Annotated in this window: 14 protein-coding genes; 3 read left to right on the top strand and 11 right to left on the bottom strand. The window is 64.3% G+C overall.

Annotated features, from left to right (window positions below):
• Complete coding sequence (locus tag DMR_RS02810) at positions 1–2,733, bottom strand: molybdopterin-dependent aldehyde oxidoreductase (RefSeq protein ID WP_012750170.1); 2,733 nt, start codon at positions 2,731–2,733, stop codon at positions 1–3.
• Between the two features lie 97 nt (positions 2,734–2,830).
• Entirely contained in the window at positions 2,831–3,853 is a 1,023-nt protein-coding gene (locus DMR_RS02805) for a molybdopterin-binding protein (protein ID WP_012750169.1), read from the bottom strand.
• A 449-nt stretch (positions 3,854–4,302) separates the two neighbouring features.
• Between DMR_RS02805 and DMR_RS25180 the strand changes: the two genes are divergently transcribed.
• On the top strand, positions 4,303–4,491 hold the full coding sequence (locus DMR_RS25180; protein ID WP_148208343.1) for a hypothetical protein: 189 nt from the start codon (positions 4,303–4,305) through the stop codon (positions 4,489–4,491).
• Positions 4,492–4,737: 246 nt separating this feature from the next.
• On the opposite strand, the gene DMR_RS02800 is transcribed toward DMR_RS25180, so the two are convergent.
• Positions 4,738–5,379, bottom strand: a complete 642-nt coding sequence (locus DMR_RS02800) for a DUF2238 domain-containing protein (RefSeq protein WP_012750168.1) — start codon at positions 5,377–5,379, stop codon at positions 4,738–4,740.
• Positions 5,380–5,697: 318 nt separating this feature from the next.
• Here DMR_RS02800 and DMR_RS02795 point away from each other — a divergent pair, with 318 nt between their 5' ends.
• Entirely contained in the window at positions 5,698–5,883 is a 186-nt protein-coding gene (locus DMR_RS02795) for a type II toxin-antitoxin system HicA family toxin (RefSeq protein ID WP_012750166.1), read from the top strand.
• An 8-nt stretch (positions 5,884–5,891) separates the two neighbouring features.
• Positions 5,892–6,338, top strand: a complete 447-nt coding sequence (locus tag DMR_RS02790) for a type II toxin-antitoxin system HicB family antitoxin (protein WP_012750165.1) — start codon at positions 5,892–5,894, stop codon at positions 6,336–6,338.
• Positions 6,339–6,392: 54 nt separating this feature from the next.
• Here DMR_RS02790 and DMR_RS02785 read toward each other — a convergent pair whose 3' ends face one another.
• The 8 genes from DMR_RS02785 to DMR_RS02750 form a co-directional block, all read right to left on the bottom strand.
• On the bottom strand, positions 6,393–7,592 hold the full coding sequence (locus tag DMR_RS02785; protein ID WP_043599919.1) for a threonine ammonia-lyase: 1,200 nt from the start codon (positions 7,590–7,592) through the stop codon (positions 6,393–6,395).
• A gap of 109 nt (positions 7,593–7,701) precedes the next feature.
• Positions 7,702–8,205: an asparaginase domain-containing protein gene (locus tag DMR_RS02780; RefSeq protein WP_081429562.1), complete on the bottom strand. Its 504-nt coding sequence runs from the start codon at positions 8,203–8,205 to the stop codon at positions 7,702–7,704.
• Between the two features lie 121 nt (positions 8,206–8,326).
• Positions 8,327–9,031 (bottom strand): ABC transporter ATP-binding protein, encoded by a 705-nt coding sequence (locus tag DMR_RS02775; RefSeq protein ID WP_012750162.1) that lies wholly within the window; start codon positions 9,029–9,031, stop codon positions 8,327–8,329.
• Positions 9,024–9,809: an ABC transporter ATP-binding protein gene (locus DMR_RS02770; protein WP_012750161.1), complete on the bottom strand. Its 786-nt coding sequence runs from the start codon at positions 9,807–9,809 to the stop codon at positions 9,024–9,026. Before DMR_RS02770 ends, DMR_RS02775 begins: the two co-directional genes overlap by 8 nt.
• Positions 9,809–10,846 (bottom strand): branched-chain amino acid ABC transporter permease, encoded by a 1,038-nt coding sequence (locus DMR_RS02765; RefSeq protein ID WP_012750160.1) that lies wholly within the window; start codon positions 10,844–10,846, stop codon positions 9,809–9,811. Before DMR_RS02765 ends, DMR_RS02770 begins: the two co-directional genes overlap by 1 nt.
• Entirely contained in the window at positions 10,846–11,739 is an 894-nt protein-coding gene (locus DMR_RS02760) for a branched-chain amino acid ABC transporter permease (protein WP_012750159.1), read from the bottom strand. The genes DMR_RS02765 and DMR_RS02760 overlap by 1 nt, the downstream gene beginning before the upstream one ends.
• A 96-nt stretch (positions 11,740–11,835) precedes the next feature.
• Positions 11,836–12,969 carry an ABC transporter substrate-binding protein gene (locus DMR_RS02755; protein WP_012750158.1) on the bottom strand — a complete coding sequence of 378 codons (1,134 nt, stop codon included), beginning with the start codon at positions 12,967–12,969 and terminating at the stop codon, positions 11,836–11,838.
• A gap of 51 nt (positions 12,970–13,020) precedes the next feature.
• Positions 13,021–13,788 carry an IclR family transcriptional regulator gene (locus DMR_RS02750; RefSeq protein WP_012750157.1) on the bottom strand — a complete coding sequence of 256 codons (768 nt, stop codon included), beginning with the start codon at positions 13,786–13,788 and terminating at the stop codon, positions 13,021–13,023.
• Positions 13,789–13,859: the final 71 nt, after the last annotated feature.

Below are 13,859 nucleotides of genomic sequence, written 5' to 3'. Positions count from 1 at the left end.
TTACTTGCCAAGAGCCTTGAGGCCGGCCAGCACCTTCTCGGGGTAGGCCGGCAGGTGGCGGATGCGCACGCCGCAGGCGTTGTAGATGGCGTTGATGATGGCCGGGTGCGGGCCGCACAGGGGCACTTCGCCCACGCCCGAGTTGCCGAACGGGCCGTGCTCACGCGGCGATTCGACGTAGATCAGCTCCATGGCGTCGGGGATGTCCTTGGCGTAAGGCACGCCCGCGCCGGCCAGGGAGGAGTGCTTCTTGATGTCCTCGAAGTCCTCGGTGAGGGCCAGGCCGATGCCCTGGGCCAGGCCGCCCCAGTTCTGGCCGTCGACGGTCTGGCGGTTGTTTATCGTGCCGATGTCCTCGACCAGGACCATCTTGTCGACCTGGGTCTTGCCGGTGGCCAGTTCCACGGTCACTTCGGCCAGGAACACGCCGTACATGTAGCAGCAGAAGGGCGAACCGAGGCCGTTGGCGTCGCAGTCCTTGGCCGGGGCGGTCCAGGTGCCGTTGTAGCGGGTCTTGAGGCCTTCCTTGACCATTTCGTCGTAGGTGCGGAACGTGCCGTCGGCCTTCTTCATGGCGGCCACGAGCTGCTCGCAGCCGTTCTTGATGGCCTGGCCGACCACGACGTTGGAGCGCGAGCCGCCGGCCGGGCCGGAGTTGGGGCACTTGCTCGTGTCGTTGAGCACCAGCTTGATCTTGCAGGCCGGGATGCCCAGGGGCTTCAAAGCCTCGTGGGCGAAGCCGACGGTGCCGGCGTCGGAACCCTGGCCGTGATCCTGCCAGGTGTTGTAGATGGTCACTGAACCATCGGCATTGAGCTCGGCGTCGGCGCCGGCGGAGTCCGGACCGTCAAGGCCGGAGCCGTAGATGCCAATCGCCACGCCAACGCCCTTTTTATGGGTGGCGGTGGAGTTCTTTTTGGCGTTGGCCAGGGCTTCCTTGTACTTGGGACGCAGGATGTCGATCATCTCCGGCAGGGTCCAGGAATCGGGCACCTGGTCGGTGGGGGTGGTGTCGCCCGGGCGATACACGTTCACATACCGGAATTCCAGGGGATCCATGCCGAGCTTCTCGGCCATTTCGTCCATGAGGCACTCGGAGGGGAACATGATTTCCGGCGAGCCGTAGCCGCGGAAAGCCGAACCCCAGCCGTGGTTGGTGGCCACGCAGTAGCCCTTGGCGCGCATGTTGGGGATGCCGTAGCCGGCCATCCAGTACTGGGAGCCGCGCAGGGTGAGCAGGTCGCCGAACTCGGAATAGGGGCCGTGGTCCACGATCCATTCCATTTCGGAAGCCACGATCTTCTTGGTGGCCTTGTCCACGGCGATCTTGCCCTTGGTCCAGAACGGGGAGCGCTTGCCGGTGTAGTACTGCTGCTGGGCGTAGTTGTAGCGCAGGTGCACCGGACGGCCGGTGACCATGGCGGCGACGCCGACCAGGGCTTCCATGGTCGGGCTGAACTTGTAGCCGAAGGTGCCGCCGGTGGGGTTCTGCACGAGAACGAGGTTCTCGGGCTCGACGCCCAGGCCCGGGGCGATCATGTACAGGTGCAGGTACAGGCCGATGGACTTGGAGTGGATGACCAGCTTGCCCTCTTCGTTGGTGTAGGCGAAACCGACGTCGGGCTCGATGGGCAGGTGGGGCTGGCGCTGGGTGTAGTAGTCGCCGCCCATGACTTCGTACTTGGCCGGATCGGCGAAGAACGGGGCCACTTCCGCGCCCTTGGCGTGGTTCTGCTCGTAGTAGGTGTTGGGGGTGCCGGGGTGGATTTCGATGGCGTCGTCGGCCATGGCCGCCGGGGCGCTCATGTAGGCCGGCAGGACTTCCAGGTCGACCTTCACCTTCTCGGCGGCGGCGCGGGCATTGGCCTCGGAGTCGGCCGCGACCAGCGCGATGGCGTCGCCGTACTGGAACACCTTGGTGTCGCACAGGATGGGACGATCCCAGCCGTCACCCTTGTTGGTGGGGAAGGTGATGAGGCCGGTGATGCGGTTTTTGCCCTTGACGTCCTTGGCCGTGATGACGCTGTGCACGCCCGGCATCTTGAGGGCTTCGGCTGTGTCCACGCCCTTGACGTTGGCATGGGAAACGCGGGCTTCGACAATGGCCAGATGCAGCGTGCCCGGGGGCAGCATGTTCTTCTGGTCGTCGCCGAACAGCCACTGGCCGGTGACCTTGGCCACGCCGGTGGGCCGCGGGGCGCGCGAACCGAACACGTTGCCGTCGGCCGGCATGTTGTGGTTGATGCAAAGGGTCATTTCGCCGCGCAGCACCTTGGCGGCGTCCATGACGGCGTCGACGAGCGGGATGTAGCCGGTGCAGCGGCAGACGTTTCTGTGCTTCTGGAACCAATCGCGCACCTGTTCGCGGGTGGGCTTGGGATTGCCGTCCAAAAGGCCCTTGGCGGACATGATGAAACCGGGGGTGCAAAAGCCGCACTGGGCCGCGCCGTGGACGACCCAGGCGGTCTGCAGCGGGTGCAGGTTGGCCGGGGTGCCGATGCCTTCGATGGTGGTCACGTTGGCGTAGTCGGCGACGCGGCGGATCTTGGTGATGCAGGCGCGGGTGACCTTGCCGTCGATGATGACCGAGCAGGCGCCGCACTGGCCCTGGGCGCAGCCCACCTTGGTGCCGACCATGTGCAGCTGGTTGCGCAGCACGTCGGACAGGAAGGCCTCCGGGTCGGCGATGATTTTACGCTCGATCCCGTTCACGATAAGAATTTTTTCCTGCATGTCGTCTCGCTCCGTTTCGGTTGGAGGTTTGTCGCGTTGCCGATGCCGCGCCCGGAACCGATTCCCGTCCGCGCGGCCTTTGATCCTTGGCCAGGCCCTATCCCTTGCCGAAACCGCAGGCGGGATAGCGGCATTCGGGACACATGGCGCAAAGGCCGCCGTGCCCCAGTTCCACGATGTCGTCCCGGGTCAGGTATTCGCCGGCCACCAGGCGCGGCACGGTCAGATCGAAGATGCTGGCCTTGTGGTACATGACGCAGCCCGGCAGCCCGACCACGGGGATCTCGCCGACGTAGGCCAGCATGAACATGGCCCCGGGAAAGGTCGGCGATCCGTAGGTCACGACCTCGCCGCCGGCCGCCCGGATGGACGACGGGGTGAGATCGTCGGGGTCCACGGACATGCCGCCGGTGACGGCGATCATGTCGGCCCCTTCGTCGATGAGGCGGGCGATGGCCCGCACGGTCATGTCCTGATCGTCGGGGACGAAGATCTGGCGCGTGACGGCGCAGGATAATGCCTCGAACTTGCGGCGCAGGATGGGTCCGAAGGCGTCCTTGATGCGGCCGTGGTAGACCTCGCCGCCGGTGGTCACCACGCCGACCTTAAGCGGCCGGAAGGGACGCACCCGCACCACCGGGCCGTACGCGGCGCACACGGCCTCCACGGCCTCGATCTTGGCCTCGTCCACCACCAGCGGCACCACCCGCGTGCCGGCCAGCATCTGGCCCGGGGTCACCACGACGTTGCCGTGCAGGGTGGCGATGGTCACTTCCTCAATGCCATTGAGGCGGCGCAGGATGCCGGCGTCGATGGACAGCAGGCCGGCGTGGGCGGCCAGCAGATTGATGCGGCCCTCGCAGGGGGCGGACAGCACGATGCCTTCGCCGGCGATGGCCCGGGCCATGCGCTCGGCGGCGTCGTCCTCGTGGATGAAGCCATCGGCCAGATCCCAGACGTAGAGGTGTTCCTTGCCGAGCTTGAGCAAGGTATCGATGTCGCCGTCCTCGATGACGTGGCCCTTGCGGAAGGCCGGCCCCTTGCCCTCGCCCGGCACGATGCGGGTGATGTCGTGGCAAAGGACCATGCCCGAGGCCTGATGGACGGGGATGGAACGCATGGGGGCGTTTCGGTGCCGGAGGACTTCTTGGCTCACCTGCATGGCGCGTCTTCTTCCCTTGCGGTTGGTTGTTGGTTGGCCGGACCTTGTCCGGCGACTGCCGGCTTTCCGACCGGCCACAGCCTCTGTCTCGGGCCTGCATCCCCGGATACGGCCGGGAATCTGTTGTATTAAACTTAACACGATGCAATCATGAACAAGGAATCACCTGCACAAACGCCTTCTTGAAGCCTAACTTTCTCTGTTAATTTGAACATAGCACGCTTTTATTCTATGTTTTTCACAACACAATACATTCACTCACACTGAAACAGCAATTTACAGGCCAATGCTACGACACCATTGCACACGGCCATTCATGAATATTTTGCCGTGTAGCGTAACAAAGCACGACAGACATGGTGACCCTGCGTGACCGTCGCATCTTCCGGCCAGTCTTGACATAGGACATGCAACACCCTGAAAACAAAAGCTCTTTTCAAACGAGGGACAAATGGGTCAATTTGGCCCGGCGAATGGGTCAAAAAGCGACAGCCGCCGAAGAACTCGGCGACCCTCGCCGCAAGAACGGCAAGAAGCCACGGGGAATTGTCGAATGCGGTGCGTTCCAGGACCGGCAGGGACTGTCGAAGCAGTGAAAAATCCTTCCCGCACTAGGCGGTGAAGGTCTTAGACGGACAACGAGGCGGCCTGGAGGAAAGGCCGATGAGGGAATCAGAGCCGGCGGCGCGGGACCGCGCTCCGGGACAGGGCCGGTTTACCGGCGTGGCGGCACGGACCGGGACCAGCCCGGCCGAGTGTCGCGTCCACGAAAAGCGCCTAGGGCATTGCGTGGACAACAGCCTAAAACCATGTGTTTTTCCTAAAAAATACTCTCGTATTTTTTAAGAGACGCGACACGAGCGGTCGTGGCGATACGAACCGGCCCGATCAGGCTCCACGGGCAGCCGGCGGCGGACGATCCAGAAAAGCGCCACAACGGCCACGGCCCCCAGGGTGTCGGCCAGCATGTCCTTCTGGGCGTCCCAGACGTCGCCCTGGCTGCCCAGGAACTCAATGCCGGCCTGACCGCCCTCGGCGGCGGCGTACCACCATTCGATGATCTCGTAGGCGCAGGCCACGGCCATGATCATGGTGAGGCCAAACACGGCGATGACCGCCGGATGGGCCAGCCGCCTGCGCCAGAGGAATTCGGCTAGGGGAAAGGCGTAAAAACCCACGGTGAAATGGGCCATGCGGTCGAAGTGGTTGCGCGAAAAGCCGAACAGGTCGGTGACAAAGCCAAAGGGGACATTGGCGAAGGTGTAATGCCCGCCGATGGTGTGGAGAACGAGCCAGACCGACATGAGCGCGTAGGCCAGGTTGGAAAACCGGAAGCGCCGGGCTGTGGCCACGAGCAGCAGGAAGACGACCATGATGGGGATGACCTCGGCCCACCAGACCTCCCGGGAGACCGGGGACAGGCCAAGCAACACGAAAAACACCGCGAACGCCGCCGCCAGGGCCTCGGGAAACCAGCGCGCCATGACATTCCTCCTGAGTGGGCCAGCCCGGACAGTCGGGCCGTGGCCTAAAAGGCCTACCCCAGCCAGGGCCTGGCGGCAACGGGCGCGGAACTTTGGGGGCCGTGTCGCGGCCACGAAAATGCGCATGGAGCCTTTCACGGCCAACAGACTAAAACCATGATCTTTTCATACACAATGCTCTCGTATGTTTTTCAGGGACGCGACGCCAGCGGCGGCGTGCGCGCTGGCGACGGCAACGCCGGCCACGCGGCAGGGTTCCCCGAGACGCCGTCCGAAGCCGACAGTTGACATAGTTCTTTTTTGATATACCAAAAGAGGATGAACGGACATGACGTCATCGAACGGCTCAAAGCCGCCGGCTGGCGTCTCGACCGCATCAAGGGAAGCCATCACGTCATGCTCAAGGATGGCCGGGCGGTCCCGGTGCCGGTTCACGGCGCAAAAGACCTGGGGGCCGGCCTGCTGGCCGCCATCGCCCGCCAGACCGGCGTTACGCTCAAATAGGAGAAGCCATGGAAATCCGCTACCCTGCCCGTCTCGAACCCCAGGAAGGGGGCGGCTATTTCGTAAGTTTTCCCGACTTCGCCGACACCTTCACCGAAGGGGACAGCGAGGAAGAGGCTCTCTATTACGCCTCGGAAGTGCTGACCGCTATGCTCGAAACCAAGATCGCCCACGATCTGCCCATCGCCGCGCCCTCCCCGGCAGGCCCCGGTGAACGCCTCATCGCCCCCGACGCCAAGACCCAGGCCGCCCTGCTCGTGCGCTTCGCCCGGGGGCCGCGTGCCCTGGCCGATCTGGCCCGCGCCCTGGGCACGTCCTGGCCGGCCGCCAAGCGGCTGGAAGATCCGGGGCACTGGCCGTCGCTCAAAAGCCTGGAACGGGCTGCGGCGGCTCTGGGCCAGCGGTTGGTGTTGTCCTTCGAGGAAACAAAAACCGGCCGCGACCACACACGGTGATCGCGGCCGGCAGGTCCGGCACGCCAGGGGGGCTTGGCGCGCCGGCGTTGTAAACTACAGCACTTCCGGCTGAAATCCCGCCGCCGTCAGCGCGGCCACCACTGACCGGCCATGCTCGCGGTCCCGGGCCTCGAAGGCGATTTCCAGGCTCGCCTCCTTGGCCGGCAGGGCGAGCAGCGTGCGGTGGTGCTGGATCTCCATGATGTTGGCCCCGCTGTCGCGCAAGACCGCCGTCACCTGGGCCAACGTGCCGGGACGGTCGGAGATGGGCAGGCGGATGGTCACCACCCGGCCTTCCCGAATCAGCTCGCGCATGATGACCGAGGCCAGAAGCCGGGGGTCGATGTTGCCGCCGGAAAGGACCAGCCCAACCTTCTTGCCGGCGAAACGGCCGGGATATTCCAGCAGCGCGGCCAGGGGCGAAGCGCCGGCCCCTTCGGCCACGGTCTTTTCGATGAAGAGAAAGAGCGCCACGGCCTGCTCCAGGCGCGGCTCGTCCACGGTCAAGACCGCGTCCACCCGGGCCTTGACCACCTCGGTGGTGAGCGCGCCCGGATACTTGACGGCAATGCCCTCGGCGATGGTGTTGCCCGTGCCCTCGGGGGGCTCGCCGCGCATGGCGCACAGCATGGACGGATAGCAGGCGGCCTGGACGCCCACGACCTCGATGTCCGGGCGCACGCCCTTGGCCGCCGTGGCCACGCCGGAAATAAGCCCGCCGCCGCCGATGGGCGTGACCATGACGTCGAGGTCGGGCACGGCGTCCAGCATTTCCAGGGCAACCGTGCCCTGGCCGGCCATGACCATGGGATCGTCAAAGGGATGGACAAAGGTCAGGCCGCGCTCGGCCGTAATGCGCTTGGCCGCCTCGGTGGCCTCGGCCAGGGTTTCGCCGGCCAGCACGACTTCCGCGCCGTGGGCGCGGGTATGCTCCACCTTCACCGACGGGGTGTGGGCCGGCATGACGATGACGGCCGGGATGCCCAGGTTCTTGGCGTGGTAGGCCACGCCCTGGGCATGGTTGCCGGCGGACATGGCCGACACGCCACGCGAGCGTTCGGTTTCGGAGAGCGTCAGCAGCTTGTTGAGCGCGCCGCGTTCCTTGAAGGAGGCGGTGAACTGATGGTTTTCGAATTTGACCCAGACAGCGGCCCCGGTCATGGCCGAAAGCACCTGGGACTGCAAAAAGGGCGTCGGAGCCAGCCGGGGCGACAGGCGCTCCCGTGCGGCCAGGACATCGGCGAGTTCGATCATAGGGCTTCTACCTGATGCAAAACACAACGGCCGTCATGTCTTGCGTCTGTCTAAACAGAGCAGCGTGGAAGGGCTTGCGCCGGTTCCACATGGAAAATGGAATCGGCCCTTACCCTTCCCCGCCGGCGGGGGCTGCGTCCTCGAACCGGCCGCGCTTGCGGTTCTTGCGCACGGCCCCGGCCGGGAACACCCGGCCGCTCATGGCGATGTAGACGCCGGGGGGGCTGGACCAGACCGCGCCCACGGCGCAGCCCACATTGAACGGCGCGTCGGAGGCGGCGAACCGGGCCGGGCTCATGGCCCCGGTCAGGACGATGGTCTTGCCCGGGATATCGGCCAAAAACTCGGCCGTGCGGGTCATGGTGTCGGTGCCGTGGGTGATGAGCACGTGGCCGGCCGCGTCGGCCAGGATGCGTCCGCGCAGGACGGCGCGCTCCTCGTCGGTGACGTAGAGGCTGTCCTTGCGGGCGATCTCGGTGACGCTCCAGGTGAAGTCCACCCCGGCCTGGGTCAGGATGGCCCCGACTTGCGGATCGCCCACGGAGTAGTCGGACAGGTCGTCGAAATAGACCTTGTCGATGGTTCCGCCCATGGAATAGACGGCAAGTTTCACATGTTTCCCCATTGCAAACTGTTTCCCCAGGTGGGGTTTCCAAAGGGGCTCAGCCCCTTTGGCCGCCGGAGGCCTCTTCCTCTTCTCAATCCACCGAAAACGCCGTGTTTTTAAACCCCTACTATCCACCCAAATAGGCTTCGCGGACGCGGTCGTCGGCGATGAGCGCTTCGCCGGTGCCGGAGAGCGTGATGGTGCCGACTTCGAGGACGTAGGCCTGGTGGGCGACCTTGAGGGCCGCATAGGCGTTTTGTTCCACAAGCAGCACGGTCATGCCCTTGGCGTTGATCATGCGGATGATGTCGAAGACTTCCTTGACGATAAGCGGGGCCAGGCCAAGGCTTGGCTCGTCGAGCATGACGAGCTGCGGCGCGGCCATGAGCGCGCGGCCCACGGCCAGCATCTGCTGTTCGCCGCCGGAGAGCGTGCCGCCTTTCTGGTTGCGGCGTTCGGACAGGCGCGGAAAGAGTTCGAAGACCCAGTCGATGTCCTTGGCGATGCCGGCCTCGTCGGAGCGGCTGTAGGCTCCCAGGCGCAGGTTTTCCAGCACGGTCAGGTGGGCGAAGATGCGCCGTCCCTCGGGGGACATGACGATGCCGGACTTGACGATGTCCACGGGATTCTTGGTGGAGATGTCCGTGCCGTTCCAGGAGATGCGGCCGCGCTTGTTTTTGACCAGCCCCGAGATGGCCCGAAGCGTACTCGACTTGCCCGCGCCGTTGGCGCCAATGAGCGTCACGATGGAGCCCTTGGGCACGTCGAGGGAGACGCCCTTTAAGGCATGGATGCCGCCGTAGTGGACGTGGAGATCGCGGATCTCAAGCATGGAGTCCCCCTTCCTCGCCGAGGTAGGCCAGGATCACCTTGGGATCGCGGCGGATGGCCTCGGGAGCGCCCTCGGCGATGGTGACGCCGTAATCGAGCACCCAGATGTGTTCGCAGATGCCCATGACAACTTTCATGTCGTGTTCGATGAGCAGGATGGTCAGGTCGAAGTCCTGGCGGATGGTGCGCACGAAACCCATGAGGTCTTCGGATTCCTGGGGGTTCATGCCGGCGGCGGGTTCGTCCAGGAGCAGAAACGACGGCTCGGTGGCCAGAGCTCGGGCGATTTCCAGGCGTCTTTGCGCGCCGTAGGCCAGGCTGGAGGCCTTTTCGTCGGCCAGATCGGCCAGTCCCACGGCGGCCAGCAGCTCCAGACAATGGGCGCGCATGGACTTGTCCTCGCGCAGGTAGCCCGGGGTGAAGAGCACGGCGTCGATCCAGCTGGTCTTCTGGCGCAGATGGCGGCCGATCATGACGTTTTCGAGCACGGTCTCATTGCCGAACAGCCGGATGTTCTGGAAGGTGCGGGCGATGCCGGCCTTGCAGACCTTGTGCGGCGGCAGCCCGGTGACCTCCTGGCCGTTAAAGACGATGGAACCCATGGTCGGCTTGTAAAAGCCGGTGATCATGTTGAAGCAGGTGGTCTTGCCCGCGCCGTTGGGGCCAATAAGCCCGGCGATGGTTCCCCGGCGCACGGCCAGGGACAGGTCCGTCACCGCGGCCAAACCGCCAAAGCGCATGGTCACGTCGTTTGTGGCTAAAATCACGTCGCCGGACATCACGCCCTCCCCCGGGAAAACACTTTGGACAGGGATTGCCAGTGCAGTTCGCGCATACCCATGAGTCCCTCGCGCCGGAAGAGGATGATCATGATGAGCGCCAGGGAAAACACGACCATGCGCATCCCCGGCACGCCGGGCAGCTCGTAGCCGAAGATATCCACCGGATTTTCCACCACCCGCAGCCATTCAAGCAGCACGGTGATGCCGATGCCGGCCATGACCGTGCCGCTCAGGGAACCAAGGCCGCCGGCCACCACGATCATGAGGATGTTAAAGGTGAGGGTAAAAAGGAACATCTTGGGGTCGATGGTGGTGAGCAGGCTGGCCAGGAGCGCGCCGCCGATGCCGGCGAAAAACGCGCCCACGGTAAACGACAACAGTTTGTAGCGGAAGACGTTGACGCCCATGGCCCGGGCGGCGGCTTCGTCGTCGCGGATGGCCTTGAGCACGTTGCCGGTGTTGCTTTTGAGCAGCCGCACGATGACGTAGAGGGTGACCAGGCACCAGCCGAAGTTCCACCACAGGTTGGCGTAGTCGGGAATGCCCTTGAACCCCAGCGCCCCGTTGGTCAGGCGGGGGAAGTTGTTGGCCAGCACGCGGATGATTTCGGCAAAGCCCAGGGTGGCGATGCCGAGGTAGTCGTCGCCCAGGCGCAGCAGCGGAAAGCCGACCAGCGCGCCGATGGCGGCGGCCACGAGTCCGCCGGCCAGGACGGCGACCAAAAACGGGGCGTGGGCGTTTTGCACCCAGTCATAGGCCGGTTCCAGCAGAAAGAGCATGTCTTTCTGGTCCGGGGTCATGATCAGGATGGAGCAGATATAGGCTCCGATGGCCATGAACCCGGCGTGGCCGAGGCTGAAAAGCCCGGTGAAGCCGTAGATGAGGTTGAGCGACAGGGCCAGGATGATGTTGATGGCGATGAGGTTTAAGATCTGGATCTTGTAGCCGTCGAAATTGCCTTCGGCCAGCCACAGAAATCCGCCCAGGGCCAGCACGGCCACAAGATTGAGGATGATGGTTTGTCCGCGTCGCATCAGACTTTATCCTCCAGACGTTCGCCCAAAAGGCCTGTCGGCTTGAACATCAGGACGGCGATGAGCAGCACAAAGGCGAACGCGTCCCGGTAGCCGGCCAGATCGGGGAAGAAGGCCACGGTCATGATCTCGATGAATCCCAGGGCCAGACCGCCGATGACGGCGCCCTGGATGGAGCCGATGCCGCCGAAGACGGCGGCGATGAAGGCCTTGAATCCGGGGATGGTGCCCATGATGGGCTGGAGCTGGGGATAGCGCAGGGCCCACATGATGCCGCTGGCGGCGGCCAGGGCCGAGCCGATGCCAAAGGTCAGGGCGATGATGCGGTTGACCGGCACGCCCATGAGGTAGCTCGTCTCAATGTCCTTGCTGATGGCCCGCATGCCAAGGCCGGCCTTGGTGCGGTAGACGATCCAGATAAGCCCGAGCATGAGCGCCAGGGACAGTAGCGGCACGAAAAGCGTCAGCGGCAGCACCCGCACCCCGCCCATGATGATGGGGTTTTCCAGCCACTGGGGCCGGTAGACCTCGCGGGGGATGGCCTGGAAAAAGACGATGGCCACGTTTTGGAGGAAAAAGGATACGCCGATGGAGCTGATGAGTGCCGAAATTCGGGGAGCGTCGCGCAGCGGCCGGTAGGCCACCTGATCGACCACGATGCCAAGCGTCGCGGTGACGACGATGGCGATGACCATGGCCACGGGCCAGGGGAGGTTGGCCAGGGTGATGCCCCAGAAAACGAAATACGCCCCGAGCATGAACATTTCGCTGTGGGCGAAATTGATCAGGCGCAGGATGCCGTAGACCATCGTGTAGCCGATGGCGACCAGGGCGTAGAGACTGCCCAGGGTCAGGCTGTTGAGCATGTGCTGGATGAACGTCGCCGAGTTCATGCGGGGGTCCTTGCCTGCGGTTTCGCCACCCGGTCGGTTTGGCGGGACGGCCCCTTTTTGGGGCCGCCCCGCCGCGGGCGAAACGCGTCGTACGGTTTAGAGTTCGGGGGTGATTTCGCCTTCGTAGATCTTCTTGCCGTCCTTGATCACCACGAGGCCCACGGGTTTTTCGGCGTCGTGGGTTTCGTTGATGGTGGTGGCGCCGGTGACGCCCTGGAATCCCTTGGTGGCGGCCAGGGCCTTGGCGATGGACTCGGGGTCGGCCTTGCCGGCGCGGGTGATGGCGTCGAGGATGATCATGTAGGCGTCGTAGCCCAGGGCGGCATTCACGTTGAGTTCCTTGCCGGGATACTGGGCCTTCCAGGCGGCGGTGAACTTCTTGGCCATCTCGGTCATGTTCTTCATGGACGGATCATAGGGGAAGGTGGTGTGGACGAACCCTTCCACGGCGGCGCCGCCGATGTCGGTGATCTTGGGGTTGTCCATGGCGTCGCCGCCCATGATCTTGAAGGTGGCGCCGAGTTCCTTGGCCTGCTTCATGATGATGGCGCCTTCGGCGAAGTAGGAGGGGATAAACAGGACGTCGGGCTTCTCGGAAATGATCTTGGTCAGCTGGGCGGTGAAGTCCTGGTCGCCGGACTGGTAGTTGAGCGTGGCCACGACCTGGCCGCCGAGCTTGGTGAAGGACTTGCTGAAGAACTTGGACAGGCCCACGGAGTAGTCGCTGGCCAGGTCGACGAGCATGGCGGCCTTTTTCAGGCCCAGGGTCTTATAAGCATAGGTGGCCGCGCCGGCGCCCTGGTAGGGGTCGATGAAGCACACGCGGAAGATGTACTTCTTGCCCTGGGTGACCAGCGGGTTGGTGCAGCTTGTGCCGACCTGGGGGATGCCGGCCTTTTCGGAGACTTCGCCGCCGGCCATGGCCAGGGAGGAGCCGTAGGTGCCGATGATGGCCTGGACTTTTTCCTTTTCGATCAGGCGCTTGACGGCGTTGGCCGCTTCGACCTTGTCGGACTTGTTGTCCACGACGAACAGTTCGACTTTTTTGCCCAGGACGGTGGGGTTTTCCTTGGCGGCGAGCTGCACGCCCTCAAGCTCCAGCTGTCCGCCAAAGGCGTTCTGGCCGGTCAGGGGCAAAAAGACGCCGATCTTGACGGTGTCGTCGGCGGCCAGGGCCGCGTTGGCGAAACCGAGCACCAAAGCCAGGCACAAAAGAAGCATTTTGCGCATGAGAAGTCCTCCACGTTGCGGTTTTCGCCGGCGGCCGATGCGGCCCGGCGGTTACAGCGAGACCACGGCCGATATTTTCTTGGCCAACTCCACCAGATAGCCGGCGAAGAGGCGTTCCAACTCCTGCATGGAATAGGTGGCGGTGGACGAGTCGAAGCTGACCGCGCCGACCACCTCTCCGGTGCGCAGGGAAAACAGCGGCGCGCCGATGGCGATGAGGCCCGGCAGCGATTCCTCGTTATTCTTGGCGTAGCCCAGTTCCCGGGCCTCGGCCAGCTCGGCTTCGAGCACGGCTTTGTCGGTGATGGTGCGGTCGGTCTTGGCGGTAAGCTGCAAGCGCGACATGATGCCGGCCAGGGCGCGCGGTTCCATGAAGGCCATGGCGGCCTTGCCGGCGGCCAGATAGTGCAGGGACGAAGCGTAGCTGAACGACCGGAAGACCCGGGTGTCGGCCGAGTCACGGCGATAGACAAGATAGACGGCGTCCCGGGAGAGCAGGGCCACGTCGATGTGGATGCCGTGGCGGGCGGCGGCTTCGTCCACAAAGGGGCGCAGGCCGCGCACCAGCTCGCTGGTCTCGATCATGGACTGGGCCAGGGCCAGGGTGCGCACGCCCAGGCGGTACAGGCCCGAGCGGGGATCGCGGGCCAGATAGTCCTGTTCGCAGTAGGTGGTGACGTAACGGTGGGCGGAAGTTTTGCTGATGCCGACGCGGGCGGCGATTTCGCTTAAGGTGAAGCCGGCGTCCTCGACGCCGAACAGGTCGAGGATAGCCAGCCCCTTGGCCAGGGATTCGGATATATTGGCCTTTCCCGACACGAAATCGGCTCCATTTGGCTTAAAATGCGAACCATCGTTCCGCCAGCCGGAACACCCGGCCCGCTGAGCAA

This window comes from Solidesulfovibrio magneticus RS-1 (genome assembly GCF_000010665.1).
GTDB lineage: Bacteria > Desulfobacterota > Desulfovibrionia > Desulfovibrionales > Desulfovibrionaceae > Solidesulfovibrio > Solidesulfovibrio magneticus.
Note: the sequence above shows the minus strand (reverse complement) of the source record. Positions and strands in the feature narration are given on the sequence as shown.

What these genes read in the sequence shown, in the direction of transcription:
- DMR_RS02760 (WP_012750159.1), bottom strand. Translation starts at nt 11,739, where the DNA reads ATGAACTCGGCGACGTTCATCCAGCACATGCTCAACAGCCTGACCCTG.
- DMR_RS02795 (WP_012750166.1), top strand. Translation starts at nt 5,698, where the DNA reads ATGAACGGACATGACGTCATCGAACGGCTCAAAGCCGCCGGCTGGCGT.
- DMR_RS02800 (WP_012750168.1), bottom strand. Translation starts at nt 5,379, where the DNA reads ATGGCGCGCTGGTTTCCCGAGGCCCTGGCGGCGGCGTTCGCGGTGTTT.
- DMR_RS02770 (WP_012750161.1), bottom strand. Translation starts at nt 9,809, where the DNA reads ATGTCCGGCGACGTGATTTTAGCCACAAACGACGTGACCATGCGCTTT.
- DMR_RS02810 (WP_012750170.1), bottom strand. Translation starts at nt 2,733, where the DNA reads ATGCAGGAAAAAATTCTTATCGTGAACGGGATCGAGCGTAAAATCATC.
- DMR_RS02765 (WP_012750160.1), bottom strand. Translation starts at nt 10,846, where the DNA reads ATGCGACGCGGACAAACCATCATCCTCAATCTTGTGGCCGTGCTGGCC.
- DMR_RS02755 (WP_012750158.1), bottom strand. Translation starts at nt 12,969, where the DNA reads ATGCGCAAAATGCTTCTTTTGTGCCTGGCTTTGGTGCTCGGTTTCGCC.
- DMR_RS25180 (WP_148208343.1), top strand. Translation starts at nt 4,303, where the DNA reads ATGCAACACCCTGAAAACAAAAGCTCTTTTCAAACGAGGGACAAATGG.
- DMR_RS02785 (WP_043599919.1), bottom strand. Translation starts at nt 7,592, where the DNA reads ATGATCGAACTCGCCGATGTCCTGGCCGCACGGGAGCGCCTGTCGCCC.
- DMR_RS02775 (WP_012750162.1), bottom strand. Translation starts at nt 9,031, where the DNA reads ATGCTTGAGATCCGCGATCTCCACGTCCACTACGGCGGCATCCATGCC.
- DMR_RS02790 (WP_012750165.1), top strand. Translation starts at nt 5,892, where the DNA reads ATGGAAATCCGCTACCCTGCCCGTCTCGAACCCCAGGAAGGGGGCGGC.
- DMR_RS02805 (WP_012750169.1), bottom strand. Translation starts at nt 3,853, where the DNA reads ATGCGTTCCATCCCCGTCCATCAGGCCTCGGGCATGGTCCTTTGCCAC.